This window comes from Hymenobacter perfusus (assembly GCF_003944765.1).
GTDB classification, from domain to species: domain Bacteria; phylum Bacteroidota; class Bacteroidia; order Cytophagales; family Hymenobacteraceae; genus Hymenobacter; species Hymenobacter perfusus.
Map to the genome: position 1 here is coordinate 431,291 of NZ_RWIU01000001.1, position 12,418 is coordinate 443,708.

Sequence of the window (12,418 nt, forward strand, 5' to 3'; positions counted from 1 at the left end):
CGCGGAAGGCGGTTTACTTGAACGCCTGGATACCGGTAATGTCAGCGCCGGTGATGAGCAGGTGGATGTCGTGGGTGCCTTCGTAGGTCACTACCGATTCCAGGTTCATCATGTGGCGCATGATGGGGTACTCGCCCGTGATGCCCATGCCGCCGTGAATCTGACGGGCTTCGCGGGCGACGTGCAGCGCCATTTCCACGGAGTTGCGCTTGGCCATCGAAATCTGGGCGCTGGTGGCTTTGCCCTCGTTTTTGAGCATGCCCAGACGCCACACCATCAGCTGGGCTTTGGTGATTTCGGTAATCATTTCGGCCAGCTTCTTCTGCTGGAGCTGGAAGCCGGCAATGGGCTTACCGAACTGCTCCCGCTGCAACGAGTACTTCAGGGCCGACTCGTAGCAGTCAATAGCCGCGCCCACCGCGCCCCAGGCAATGCCGTAGCGGGCCGAATCGAGGCAGCTAAGCGGGCCTTTGAGGCCGTCGATGTTGGGCAGGATGTTTTCCTTGGGAATCTTCACGTTGTCGAACACCAGCTCGCCGGTGATGCTGGCGCGCAGGCTCCACTTGTTGTGGATTTCGGGGGCTGTGAAGCCTTCCATGCCCTGCTCCACAATCACGCCCCGGATGCGGCCGGCCTCATCCTTGGCCCACACCACGGCCACCTGGCTCTGGGGCGAGTTGCTGATCCAGAGCTTGGCCCCGTTCAGCAGGTAGTAGTCGCCCATGTCCTTGATGTTGGTCATCATCCCGCCGGGGTTCGAGCCGTGGTCGGGCTCCGTCAGACCGAAGCAGCCCAGCCACTCGCCCGAGGCCAGCTTGGGCAGGTACTTGCGGCGCTGCTCCTCCGAGCCGTACTGGTAGATGGGGAACATCACCAAAGAGCCCTGCACCGAGGCCGTGGAGCGCATGCCCGAGTCACCGCGCTCAATTTCCTGCATGATAAGGCCGTAGCTGATGTAGTCGAGGCCGCCGCCACCGTACTCGGTGGGCACGGTGGGGCCGAACGCGCCCACGTCGCCGAACTTGCGCACGATGTCGGAGGGGAAGTAGGCGTCCTGCGCCCATTTCTCCACGTTGGGCGAAATCTCCTTTTTCACGAAGTCGCGGATGCTCTGGCGGATGAGCTTGTGCTCCTCGGTCAGCAGGTCGTCGATATCGTAGTAATCGGTGAAACCGGCGGCGTTCAGGGAGCCTTTGTTGCGCTGGACCTGGGCCTTGGTGGAAAGAACGTCAGCTTGCGAAGACATAGGGGAAAATTGGGTGGGAATGATGGGCAAAGATAGGGATTCCACTACGTACAACCGGTGGCGGAACCGTTGGGTTCAGCCCGCATCGGGTCAAAAAAACCCTGACCGGCAAGGGAAGCCAGTCAGGGTTTTCGGAAGGCGTGGCAGGTGGCGGGAGAATGCCATAAGCCGGCCAATCCCGGCACGCCCACAAAACGACCGAAAGGCAGATTTCCGGCCGGAAAAAGTTACTGGCACGCTTCAGGCAAAGCATGTGCCGAAAAATAGCTTTTTGCTAATTTATTCGCAAAAAATCCTGAAAATGAAGTTATTTCCCCGGCTTCTGCGGCCGTTAAAACTTCACGCCTACCGAGGCCAGAAAGTTGCGGGTGGCCTGGGGGTAATAGTAGTTGAAGGTGAGCGGCTGACCGGTGGCATCGGGGTAGCCGTACGTGTAGCCGTTGGCCACGTACTCCCGATTGAGCAGATTGCTCACCAGCAGGCCCAGTTCCAGCTCCCGCATAAAAGAAGGCTGCACCGTATAGCGCAAACGCAGATCAAGCACCTGATAGGCGGCAACAGCTTTGTTGGCCGACTCCGTGTTATCGAGGTATTGGCGGCCGACGGTTTTGTAGAGCAGCGCGGCCCGCAGGCCCTTCACCGGCATCACCTCCACCGTATGCGCCGACACTACGCTGGGCGAATAGGAAATGGTGGTGGTGCGGCCTTCGGCGGCTACTACGGGGTTATAGTCCTTGTCGTAGGTCACGGCGCGGTAGTCCGGGATGCGGTTGCGGCTCAGGGTAAGGGTGCTATTGAGCGTGAGCCACCCGAGCGGCTGGTAGGCAGCGGTCAGCTCCACGCCGGCCCGGTAGCTACGCGGGGCGTTGGTCCGAAGAGCGGTGCCCACATCGTTGAGCTGGCCGGTATTCACCAACTGGTTGCGGTAGCGCATGTAGAAGCCGTTTACCTCGGCGCGCAGCATTTGTCCGTTCACGGTACGGTTGAGGCGGTAGCCGCCTTCCAGGTCGTGGAGTTCCTCGGCTTTGGGGCCGACGTCGTTCAGAGGGCGGTCGGTGAAGTCGGAGCGTACGGGTTCCCGGTGGGCCACGGCGTAGCTGGCGTACAGCGTCTGGTTATCGGTAAGCTGCCAGGTGAGGCCGGCCTTGGGGTTGAAGAAGGTGTAGTCGGCCTTGGCCGAAACGGGCACCTGCTTGTCTTCGATACCGTCGAGCTGGTAGTTAATGCGGCGCACCTGCACGTCGGCGTACACGCTCAGCTTCTCCAGAGCCTGCCAGATGGCACGGGCGTAAGCGTTGTAGTCGGTTTTAGTGGCGTCGTTGAAGTAGGACCGGTGCCGGATGCTACCCGTGGAAGCGTAGCGCGCCCAGATGACTTCGCCGTAATGGTCGTTGAGGAAGCGGTTCCAGCCCCCGCCCAGCGTGGCCTGCACCTTGCCGGCGGCGGGCTGGTAGTTGAGGGCGAAGACGCCACCGAAGAAGTAGTTATCCAGCCACTTGCGGTCCACCAGATCGGTGCGCTTGATGGTGGTGGCGTTGGGCGCGGTGCCGATAACGACGTCGGGCAGGTTGTAATCGGCCAGCTTGCGGTCCAGGCGCAGGCTCTCGTAGTAGCCGAAGCCCCGGGTGAGGTGGGCAGCAGCGGCCAGATTCCAGCTGCGGCCCAGGCCCTGGGTGAGGTGCAGCTGGTAGTGGTTCTGCTGGTAGTTATCGGTCTGGTTATCGTAGGTGTAGTAGGCATAGCGGCGGCCTTCACGCAGGGCCCGTTCGGCATCCTCAGGGCTCAACTCATAGTTATCCACGTACTGTTGCAGGCCGGCGGCGTTGCGCGTGAGGGCCGGCTCGGGCACGCCGTTCCAGGCCTGGTAGGTTTTCTCCCGGCCCGAGAAGGTGATGAACTTGAGCAGGGTGTTCTTCTGCTGATAGCCGGCGGCCAGGTAATACGATTTCAGGTCGGAAGCCCCGCGCACCATGTAGCCGTCGGAGGAGATGCGCGAAAGGCGGCCGTCCACCGTGAAGCGGCCGTTGATGAGGCCCGTACCGAACTGCACGTTGTTTTTCCAGGTATTGTAGGAGCCGTAGCTGTTCTGGCTTTCGGCATAGGCCTGGGGGCGGCTTTCCAGCGTACTCACATTGATGCTGGCCCCGAAGGCGGCGCTGCCGTTCTGGCTGGTACCCACGCCGCGCTGCACCTGCAGGCTGCTGGTGCTGGAAGCCAGATCGGGCAGATTCACGAAAAACGCGCCGTGGCTTTCCGCGTCGTTCAGCGGCACGCCGTTCACCGTCACGTTGATGCCCTCGATACCCGTGCCCCGCACCCGGATGCCAGTGTAGCCCACGCCGTTGCCGGCATCAGAGTTCACCACCACGGAGGGCGTCTGGTCGAGGAGGTAAGGGATATCCTGGCCGAAGTTGCGCTTCGCGAGGTCCTCTTTGCTCAGGTTGGTGTAGGCCGTGGCGGTGCGCTCATTGGCCCGAGAGGCCGTTACCAGCGCCTCACCGGTGAGTACCCCCCCGGGCTGCAGCGTGAGGCGCAACTGCTGCGGGCGGCTTTGGCCTTCCAGCCGCTGCACCATTGGCTCGTAGCCGACAAACGTGATGCGCAGCTCGTGCGCGCCGGGGGCTACGGCCGGCAGGATAAAGCTGCCATCAGCGGCGGCGGCCACGGGCAGGCCATCAAGCAGAATAGTAGCGCCGGGCAAAGCAGTGCCCGTACGGGCGTCCAGCACGGTACCCGACACGGGACCTTGCGCCCATGCCGCGCCGGATACGGCCAGCAGGGCCACTCCGGTAATCAGAAAACTTTTCACTGGTGGAAAAATGGAAAAGATGGAACGGACCCGGTGCCAGGGGTCGGCACCTTCAGGTTTTTCGCTCGCGGATCGTTTGTTCCCTTCGCCGGCATTACCCGGGCAGGTTCAATGGGTATGATCTCAGCCCCGCATACTGGCGAGGCACCCCTAAACTTTGGTGTTGGGTCAAAGGTACGCGGCCGTTTCGGGTTTCAAACTGCTGCGAGCAGATTTTGCGCTGACAGCCTCAGCGGCCCGGCCCAGCAGCACGCTTGTAGCGGCGGCTGGGCCGGGCCGGCTGCCGCCGCTTCCGGCACCACCGCCAGCATTTTCTTAAACCAGTTGAAATCCAAAAAACCACTTCCTGGGTGTGGCTTTATTTGCTGACAATCAAGTAAATTAGCTAACCTCCCTGATGGTGCGCAGAAAAACCGGCGCAACGAAAACAACCCGGCCCGCGCCTCCGTTTCTTCTGTTACTGCCGGTTGGCTTTCCGCTTATTGTTGGACCTCAGCTTTTCCCGCCATGCCTCTCACCAGCTTACTCTATCTGTTCGTTGTTTTGGTATTCACCGGGCTTTTACTGGCTCTTCCGCGCCGCCGTACCCGCCAGCCGCCAGCGCCGGACAACGACGACGACGGCGGCGAACCGCTCGACGACGGCCTCCCCGATTTCGACCTGCCGCCCGGTATTTCCCGCCCCATAAACGACTGGGAACCCGACTACAACCGCCGGCCGGTGAAGGTGTAGGCATTAGAGAACTGAGCTACTAGAAGTGAGAGGGGAGCCTCTTGTTCTGCGGCCCGAGCGGGCCGCAGAACAAGAGGCTCCCCTCTCACTTCTAGTAGCTCAGTTCTATTTCCTATAAATCCTTGGCCATGCGCACGTAAGGAATGGTACCACGGTAGAAACGGTTGCCTTCTGGCTCCAGACCAAAGGCGCGGTAGAAGGCCTCATTCACGGCGCGGGCGTCGCACCAGATGCGCTGGGCACCCTGCTCGCGGGCATCTTCCAGCACATGGCGCAGCAGCTGCGACCCAATGCCCTGGCCCTGGCAATCGGGGCGGGTAGCAAACTTGCGGAAGCGGGCTACGCGGCCGTCGATAAACAGGGAAATAACCGATACGAGCTTGCCGTTACGGAAAGCTCCGAAGTGGCGGCCCGATTCGTCGTTGTTCAGCTTTACGTACTCGATGGACTCCTGGGGCCAGAGGACCTGGTGGCGGAGCGAATGGGTTTCGGCCGCCTGAATGGGGCGGATGGTGATTTCGGCGGTCATGTATGCGTCAGGCAACGGTGATGCTATGAGAAGTGAGAAACTGCTGGCCGGGCTGCAGGCTCAGAATGCCTTCTTTATCGGCCAGCTCCGGGGAGCCGGTGGTTGAGCTGGCAATTCCCTGCCAGGGCTCAATGCACACAAACGGCGCACCGGGCCCTTTCGTCCAGAGGCCGAGGTAGGGAAACCCATCGAAGCGCACCCGCACCGAGCGGCCCGAACGACGGCTGCGCAGGGTGAGGTGCGTGAAGTCGAAGTGCTTAAACACCAGGGCATCGTCGGCAAACAAGGCGTAGCTGAGGGGCAGCGTCGTCTGCTGTTCCAGCACAGGAGCCGTCTGGTCGTTCAGCAGGCCACCCTCCAGCAAATGGCGCTGCAAAGTTACGGGGTGGTCGAACACAAACTCGTACTCCTCAAATGTTTCCTCGGGCAGGAGCGGGCACCGGAAGGCCGGATGGGCTCCAATGCTGAAAAGCAGCTCCTTGGTTCCCGGGTTTTCCACTTCCCAGCCAATGGTGAGCGTGGCCCCCGCCAGCCGGTACGAAATGCGCAAAGCAAACTCAAACGGATATTGTCGGCGGCTCTGCTCATCGGCCCGCAGCTCCAGCGTAAGCTCCGTGGGCGTCTGGTGCAGGAGCGTAAACTCCCGGTCACGGGCGAAGCCGTGCTGGCCCAGCGTATAAGGCTGGCCCTGGTGCTGGTACGCATTGTGGGGCAGGCGGCCGACGATGGGAAAAAGCACAGGCGCATGGCGGTTCCAGTAGGCCGCGTCGGCGGGCCAGATGTATTCCAGATTGCCCAGATCCTTGCGGATGAAGCTATGCAGCTCGGCCCCGTGCGCGGCTACGGCCACGCGGCACAGCTCATTTTCGAGAGTGTAGGTCATTCAACAGATAATGCGGCTAACGACAGAAACAAACGACTGCCGTCCCGGAAAGTTGGGTTACGCCGGCAGCTAACTCAGGCGGGCCATCGGCCACGCCGTGGTTTTGCCCAGCAGCGCATCTACGTGAAAACAGGCCTGTTCGAACCGCTCGGGCGGAGTGCCGCTGATTTCGGCGAAGTTGGACAGCTGTTCGCGCAGCTCCCGTTGGTAGAGGTCGTAGAAATACTGGCGGTGGTTGGGATGTTCGCGCAGGGGGTCCGGCTCCCAGGGCAGGTCCACGCTCAGCAGCAGCACCAAATCGTACTGCTGCTGCGCAATGCGGCGCAGAATCCAGTCGGGGCAGAAGCCGAAGGAGTGTTCCGCCCAGATTTTTATCACCAGCAGATCTGTGTCGCAGAACATAACGGGGCGGCCCTGCAACTGGGCGGCCTGCAAGGCATTCTGCTCGGCCCGCAACTGCCCTCTGGCCATCCGTTCCAGGTCGGCCAGCACGTAGTTGGGGCCGTGGTGCTCCAGGTAATGCCGGGCGTACTCGGGAGCCCAGGCGGTGTGGTAGTGCTCGGCCAGCAGGCGGCTCAGGGTGGTTTTTCCCGTCGATTCGGGGCCGGTGAGGGCAACTCGCAACATACTCAGGCTACTTGAATATCGGTGGATGGAGCCGGCTGCCGGTGCAGGGCGCGCCGCCACTCCCAGTAACCGTACACGGCCAGCCCGAGGTACAGCGCATACAGCGCACTGGTCGGATACAGTTGCTTCGCCCACAGAATAGGCACGTAAATGATATCGACTACAATCCAGAGCAGCCAGTTTTCCACCCGCTTGCGCATCAGCAGATACTGCGCGGCCAGGCTGCCGGCGGTGGTAAAGCTGTCCCAGTACGGCAGGGAGGCATCGGTGTATTGCTGCAGATAATACCCAAAGCCCAGCGTGAAGATGGGTACGAATGCGGCGCACGCCAGCCACTCGCGCGGCCGGGTCCGCGACACGGGCAGCTCGGTCCGGTCACGGCCGCCGTGCAGCCATTGGTACCACCCGTACCCGCTCAGGGAGATGAACATGGTTTGCAGAAAGCAGTCGGAGTACAGCTTGGCCTGGAAATACACCAGCACGTAGAGGCCACAGCTGACGATGGCCACCGGGAAGTTCCAGAGCGACTCGCGGGCGGCCAGCCACACGCAGGCAAAACCCGTGAGCACCGCCACCCACTCCAGCGGACTCCCCCCGGCGGCGGCCGTCCAGAACTCGTACAATGACTGCACCACAGAAGACAACTGAGAAACGACGTATTGCCCGGGCCACCGAAGCAGGCAGCGGGCGTGGTCAAAGCTAACGAGCATTAGGGTAATTTTGCGGCTGCTCCCGCATTTTCCGTTTTGCTCTACCTTTTATGCTTCCTGAACTCACCGCCCCCGAACTGCACGCCCGCCTTCAGAATGCCGACGACCTTCAGCTCATCGATGTCCGCCAGCCCGAGGAATATGCCTACTGCCGCATCGAGGGCAGCGTGCTGATTCCGCTGGGTGAGCTGGCACAACGGGCCGGGGAAATTGACCCCGACCGGCCCACCGTACTCATCTGCCACCACGGTGTACGCTCCATGCAGGCCTTGGCCTACCTTCAGCACCGCCACGAGTTGACTAACCTGCTGAACCTGCGCGGCGGCATTCACGCCTGGAGCGTGCAGGTAGACCCAAGCGTGGCCATTTATTAAGCTGGTTTTCCGCCGCCTCATGCAGTTTCCCGCCCTCCCCATTCTCGATGCCCTGCCGGAGTTGCTCCGAACACTGGAAACGGCCCCGGTTGCCGTGCTTCAGGCCCCGCCCGGCGCAGGCAAAACCACCATTGTCCCACTAGCCTTGCTGGAAGCCGGCTGGCGGGCCGATGGAAAGATTCTGGTGCTGGAACCCCGGCGTCTGGCGGCGCGGGCCGCTGCTACCCGCATGGCCCAGCTGCTGGGTGAGCCCGTGGGCCAGACGGTAGGCTACCGGATGCGGCTGGAAAGCAAGGTATCGGCCAAAACCCGCATTGAGGTAGTCACGGAGGTGATTCTAACCCGCCAGCTCCAGGACGATCCGGCCCTGGAAGGCGTGGCAGCGGTACTGTTCGACGAGTTTCATGAGCGAAGTCTACAGGCCGATCTGGGGCTGGCGCTGGCCCTGGATGCTCAACAAGTACTCCGGCCCGATTTGCGCCTGCTGATCATGTCGGCCACGCTGGATGCCGAGCGACTGGGCCAGTGGCTCGGCGCGCCGGTAGTGAGCAGTCTGGGCCGCATGTTTCCCGTCGAAACCCATTACCTGAGCCCCCAGCGGGCCGCCGCCGCTTCACGCCGTCCCCACGAGAAACTGCAGGATCTGGTGCCCGTCATCGTGCGCGAGGCCCTGCACACCCACCCCACCGGCGACGTGCTGGTATTTCTGCCGGGCCTCGCCGACCAACGACGGGTGGCCGAGCGACTGGCTTCCCTCCCGGCTCACATCGATTTGCATGTGCTGCACGGCGAGTTGCCCGCCGAGCAGCAGGACGCGGCCCTGCGGCCGGCTCCGGCCGGCCGCCGCAAGGTGGTACTCGCCACCAGCATTGCCGAAACCAGCCTGACCATCGAGGGCGTAACAATGGTGGTGGATGGCGGCTATGCCCGGGTACCGCGCTTCGAGCCCCGCACCGGCCTCACCACTTTGGGTACTGAGCCGGTGAGCCAGGCCGCCGCCGACCAGCGCCGGGGCCGGGCCGGCCGCCTCGGTCCCGGCACCTGCTACCGCCTCTGGACGGAAGCCGAGTTCCGGGAACTGCCCCACCACCTGGCGCCTGAAATCCTGACCGCCGACCTCAGCCCGCTGGCCCTGGAGCTGGCCCTGTGGGGCGCTTACGATGCCGCCACCCTGCGCTGGCTTGATGCGCCGCCCGCGCCCGCTCTGGCCCAGGCTCGGGAGCTGCTGGTGCGGCTGCAGGCCCTCACGCCCACCGGTCACCCTACCCCCCACGGCCGGGCATTGTCGGGCCTCGGGTTGGCTCCGCGGTTAGCGCATTTGGTGGTGCGGGGCCAGGAAATCGGGTACGGGGCCACGGCCTGCGCGCTGGCAGCCCTCCTCACGGAACGCGACATTCTGCGGCCGGCGGATGGCTCGTTCGGGCCGCCCGACTTACGCCTGCGGCTGGAGGCTCTGCAAACCGGCCGCGCCCCCTTGCCCGGCCTGCTGCCCGATGGCGCCGGGATGCGCCGGGTCCGCGAAGCCGCCACGGTACTTCGTCATCGGGCCGGCGCCAAGGGCGACATTGTTTCTGACGTAGCGGGTTTGTTGGCGGCCCTGGCCTATCCTGACCGTTTGGCCCAGCGCGAAACGCCCGAGCGGGTGCGGCTGGTCAACGGCCAGCGCGCCACGCTGCCAGCCGAATTTTTCAGCCAGCAGGACGTTTTTTTTGCCGTGGCAACGCTGGATGGAGTAGCCGCCCAACCCCGGGCCAGCCTGGCGGCCCCCCTAAGTCGGGCGGAGCTGGAAGAATATTTTGCGGAGCAGCTGGAAACCCGTGATGAGGTGCGATGGGACGATGCAACGGGCCGCGTCACGGCACGGCGGCTACGGCGGCTGGGGGCGTTGGTATTAGCAGATACCAGTTTGCCTAACCCCGAACCTGCCGCAATTACCCAGGTCCTGTTGGGCTCGTTGCGTACGCAGGGCATTGCCCGCCTGCCCTGGAGCGAGGCCGCGCAACAGTTGCGGGAACGGTTAGCCTTTACCCACCATCACTTCCCCGAAATCTGGCCCGCCGTATCCGATGAGGTACTGCTGGCGGAGCTGGAAGACTGGCTGGGGCCTTATCTGACGGGTATAAAGTCGATGGTGGAGCTGGGTCGGGTGGACTTTCAGGAGGCTTTGCTGGGGCGGCTGCCGAACGGCTGGAGCCAGCGGCAGGAGCTGGACCGCCTCGCCCCGGCCCACCTAGAGGTTCCTACCGGCTCCCACATCCGGCTGGATTACGCCGAACCGAACGCGCCGGTGCTGGCCGTGCGCCTGCAGGAAGTATTTGGCCTGCTGGATACGCCCACCGTGGCGGCCGGGCGCGTACCGCTCACGCTGCATTTGCTCAGCCCCGGCTACCGCCCCGCCCAGGTGACACGCGACCTGCGCAGCTTCTGGACCAGCAGCTACTTTGAAGTGCGCAAAGAACTGCGCGGCCGGTATCCCAAGCACTATTGGCCCGAAAATCCACTGGAAGCCCAGGCCATCAGGGGCACGAAAAAGCAAAATGGCCTGTAGCGCATTCGGGTAGCCCGCATAGGTAGATGAGGCTGAAGCATCTCTGAATAGAGTTCTTCGCCGGTCCGAAACAGCAGATCGGCGTTCATTTACCCGGTGGAGTTAGGTATTCATCGAGAGTCACTTAAAACTTAACATTAACAATAGGGTAACACGGGCAACAATTCGGTAACATTACTCTATGCAGAAATCTACCCCCTTCCTATGGCGGGGCACGATGCTGCTGGCGAGCCTGATGTTGCGGATGCTGCACCCGGCTTCGGCCCAGCAGCCTACGCCCCAACCAGCCATGCGCTCCAATCTGAGCAACGCCTGGCTGATGTTCCTGAGTGATACCCGCCTGAGCAAACGGTGGGGCATTCATGCGGAAGCCCAGGTCCTGCGGAGCCGCACTTCCGCGCTGGGCTGCCAGAACGTGTTTCGGGCCGGGGCCAACTATTACGTGGTGGATAACCTGCTGCTGACCGGCGGCTATGCCTACTCCCAGTCGGCGCTGGATGGCGGGCTGCCGGGCGCGCCGGAGCACCGGCTGTACCAGCAGCTACTGCTGCGCGACACTAAAAGCCGGGTGCAGCTGCAGCACCGCTACCGCCTGGAGCAGCGCTGGGTGCAGCTGCAGCCCCGGCAGGCGTTTACCTACCTCAACCGCATGCGCTACCAGCTGCGGCTGGCCCTACCCCTCATCGGGAAGGAAATGACGGAGGGAATTCCGTTTCTGGTGGCTTCGAATGAAGTATTTCTGGGCTTCGGCCGCCACGAAAACCAGCGGCTGCTGCAGCAGAACCGAGCATATCTGGGGCTGGGCTACCAGATTACCAAAGCCGCCGCCGTAGAAATCGGGTACCTTAACCAACTGGTCCTGCCTCGACAGGAGAGCCGTTTTGAAGTCAATGAAAACGTGCAGTTCAGCCTGTGCTTCAACCCCGATCTGCGCCGCTCCACCCCGGCTACTGCACCGTAAGGCCGGATTTATTTCCGCTTGCGCATAAAAAAAGCGCAGCTACCGGATAGGGCAGCTGCGCTTTTTGATTTTTCGCCCGGAGCTATTCGCCGGCCGGGAAGTCGGCCGAGTCGCCAAGGTCGGCGACGGTTTCCAACTCCTGTACCAAGCTTGTAAACTTGTCACGGGCACCCTTCACGGCCGCTTTACCAAGTGGCAAATGCAGCGGCGGGTTTTCCTGGCGCACTATATCAAACATGATTTTGGCGGCGCGCTGCGGGTCGCCGGGCTGCTTGCCGCTGTAGCTCTGAATGCCTTTCAGATTTTCGCCCACGGTAGCGCGGTAGTCCTCAATGCTGGTATCCACGTACGTGGCCGAGCTGCCGGCCCACTCCGTGCGGAACCCGCTGGGCTCAATGTTGGTAACGTGAATACCCAGCGGCTTGACCTGCTGGCTCAGGCTCTCGCCGATAGCTTCCAGGGCAAACTTGCTGGCGTTGTACACGCCCACACCTGGGAACGTCTTGAGCCCGCCAATGCTGGTGATGTTGAGAATATGGCCGCTTTTCCGCTCGCGCAGATGGGGCAGCACGGCCCGCAGCACATGCAGCGGCCCGAATACGTTCACGTCGAACTGGCGCTGCACTTCGGCGGCATCAATTTCCTCGATGCTGCCCAGCGAGCCATAGCCCGCGTTGTTTACAACTACATCCAAGTGACCGAAATGCTGAATAGCATCAGCAATGCCCTGCTTTACCTGCGCTTCATCGGTTACTTCTACCACGAAGCCCCGGCCGTTTGCGCCGGCTTTCTTCGTAAACTCATCGGCCTGCTCATGCTTGCGGAAGGTGGCGGCCACGTTGTCGCCCTGGCTCAGACAATAGTCGGCCAGCTCTTTGCCGAAACCGGTGCTGACGCCGGTAATAAACCAGTTTTTGGTGGTTGTCATGAAACGTGGAGGGGAATAATGGAAGGATATGCGCTTCGGATTCAGGAAGCGTTGGGCGGTATAACTCCGGA

The 12,418-nt window shown here is 62.3% G+C and carries 11 protein-coding genes and 1 riboswitch; of the genes, 4 read left to right on the plus strand and 7 right to left on the minus strand.

Annotated elements, in window-relative coordinates; translation table 11 throughout:
• Positions 1-13: 13 nt before the first annotated feature.
• Complete coding sequence (locus EI293_RS01855; RefSeq protein WP_125435172.1) at positions 14-1,246, minus strand: acyl-CoA dehydrogenase family protein; 1,233 nt, start codon at positions 1,244-1,246, stop codon at positions 14-16.
• A gap of 331 nt (positions 1,247-1,577) precedes the next feature.
• Positions 1,578-4,055 (minus strand): TonB-dependent receptor, encoded by a 2,478-nt coding sequence (locus EI293_RS01860; RefSeq protein ID WP_125435174.1) that lies wholly within the window; start codon positions 4,053-4,055, stop codon positions 1,578-1,580.
• A gap of 61 nt (positions 4,056-4,116) precedes the next feature.
• A riboswitch (TPP riboswitch) is annotated at positions 4,117-4,217 on the minus strand.
• 345 nt (positions 4,218-4,562) lie between these two features.
• Between EI293_RS01860 and EI293_RS01865 the strand changes: the two genes are divergently transcribed.
• Complete coding sequence (locus tag EI293_RS01865; RefSeq protein WP_125435176.1) at positions 4,563-4,787, plus strand: hypothetical protein; 225 nt, start codon at positions 4,563-4,565, stop codon at positions 4,785-4,787.
• Between the two features lie 112 nt (positions 4,788-4,899).
• On the opposite strand, the gene EI293_RS01870 is transcribed toward EI293_RS01865, so the two are convergent.
• The 4 genes from EI293_RS01870 to pnuC all read right to left on the minus strand — a co-directional run bounded on the left by EI293_RS01870 (position 4,900) and on the right by pnuC (position 7,461).
• The gene (locus EI293_RS01870) at positions 4,900-5,316 is read right to left on the minus strand and encodes a GNAT family N-acetyltransferase (protein WP_170170203.1); all 417 of its coding nucleotides are present in this window, start codon (positions 5,314-5,316) and stop codon (positions 4,900-4,902) included.
• Positions 5,317-5,323: 7 nt separating this feature from the next.
• Positions 5,324-6,199, minus strand: coding sequence for an aldose 1-epimerase family protein (locus EI293_RS01875; RefSeq protein ID WP_125435180.1), 876 nt, complete (start codon positions 6,197-6,199; stop codon positions 5,324-5,326).
• Positions 6,200-6,268: 69 nt separating this feature from the next.
• Positions 6,269-6,826 carry an AAA family ATPase gene (locus EI293_RS01880; protein WP_125435182.1) on the minus strand — a complete coding sequence of 186 codons (558 nt, stop codon included), beginning with the start codon at positions 6,824-6,826 and terminating at the stop codon, positions 6,269-6,271.
• 2 nt (positions 6,827-6,828) lie between these two features.
• Positions 6,829-7,461: a nicotinamide riboside transporter PnuC gene (gene pnuC, locus EI293_RS01885; protein ID WP_170170204.1), complete on the minus strand. Its 633-nt coding sequence runs from the start codon at positions 7,459-7,461 to the stop codon at positions 6,829-6,831.
• Positions 7,462-7,586: 125 nt separating this feature from the next.
• Between pnuC and EI293_RS01890 the strand changes: the two genes are divergently transcribed.
• The 3 genes from EI293_RS01890 to EI293_RS01900 all read left to right on the plus strand — a co-directional run bounded on the left by EI293_RS01890 (position 7,587) and on the right by EI293_RS01900 (position 11,419).
• Positions 7,587-7,910 carry a rhodanese-like domain-containing protein gene (locus tag EI293_RS01890; protein ID WP_125435186.1) on the plus strand — a complete coding sequence of 108 codons (324 nt, stop codon included), beginning with the start codon at positions 7,587-7,589 and terminating at the stop codon, positions 7,908-7,910.
• Positions 7,911-7,929: 19 nt separating this feature from the next.
• Complete coding sequence (gene hrpB / locus EI293_RS01895) at positions 7,930-10,458, plus strand: ATP-dependent helicase HrpB (RefSeq protein ID WP_125435188.1); 2,529 nt, start codon at positions 7,930-7,932, stop codon at positions 10,456-10,458.
• Positions 10,459-10,639: 181 nt separating this feature from the next.
• Positions 10,640-11,419, plus strand: a complete 780-nt coding sequence (locus EI293_RS01900) for a DUF2490 domain-containing protein (RefSeq protein WP_125435190.1) — start codon at positions 10,640-10,642, stop codon at positions 11,417-11,419.
• Positions 11,420-11,501: 82 nt separating this feature from the next.
• Here EI293_RS01900 and EI293_RS01905 read toward each other — a convergent pair whose 3' ends face one another.
• On the minus strand, positions 11,502-12,347 hold the full coding sequence (locus tag EI293_RS01905) for an oxidoreductase (RefSeq protein WP_125435192.1): 846 nt from the start codon (positions 12,345-12,347) through the stop codon (positions 11,502-11,504).
• Between the last annotated feature and the right edge of the window lie 71 nt (positions 12,348-12,418).

Bases quoted from the DNA above. Each gene is read 5' to 3' on its own strand.
- EI293_RS01905 (WP_125435192.1), bottom strand. From the start codon at position 12,347: ATGACAACCACCAAAAACTGGTTTATTACCGGCGTCAGCACCGGTTTC.
- EI293_RS01890 (WP_125435186.1), top strand. From the start codon at position 7,587: ATGCTTCCTGAACTCACCGCCCCCGAACTGCACGCCCGCCTTCAGAAT.
- EI293_RS01855 (WP_125435172.1), bottom strand. From the start codon at position 1,246: ATGTCTTCGCAAGCTGACGTTCTTTCCACCAAGGCCCAGGTCCAGCGC.
- EI293_RS01870 (WP_170170203.1), bottom strand. From the start codon at position 5,316: ATGACCGCCGAAATCACCATCCGCCCCATTCAGGCGGCCGAAACCCAT.
- hrpB (WP_125435188.1), top strand. From the start codon at position 7,930: ATGCAGTTTCCCGCCCTCCCCATTCTCGATGCCCTGCCGGAGTTGCTC.
- EI293_RS01875 (WP_125435180.1), bottom strand. From the start codon at position 6,199: ATGACCTACACTCTCGAAAATGAGCTGTGCCGCGTGGCCGTAGCCGCG.
- EI293_RS01880 (WP_125435182.1), bottom strand. From the start codon at position 6,826: ATGTTGCGAGTTGCCCTCACCGGCCCCGAATCGACGGGAAAAACCACC.
- EI293_RS01865 (WP_125435176.1), top strand. From the start codon at position 4,563: ATGCCTCTCACCAGCTTACTCTATCTGTTCGTTGTTTTGGTATTCACC.
- EI293_RS01900 (WP_125435190.1), top strand. From the start codon at position 10,640: ATGCAGAAATCTACCCCCTTCCTATGGCGGGGCACGATGCTGCTGGCG.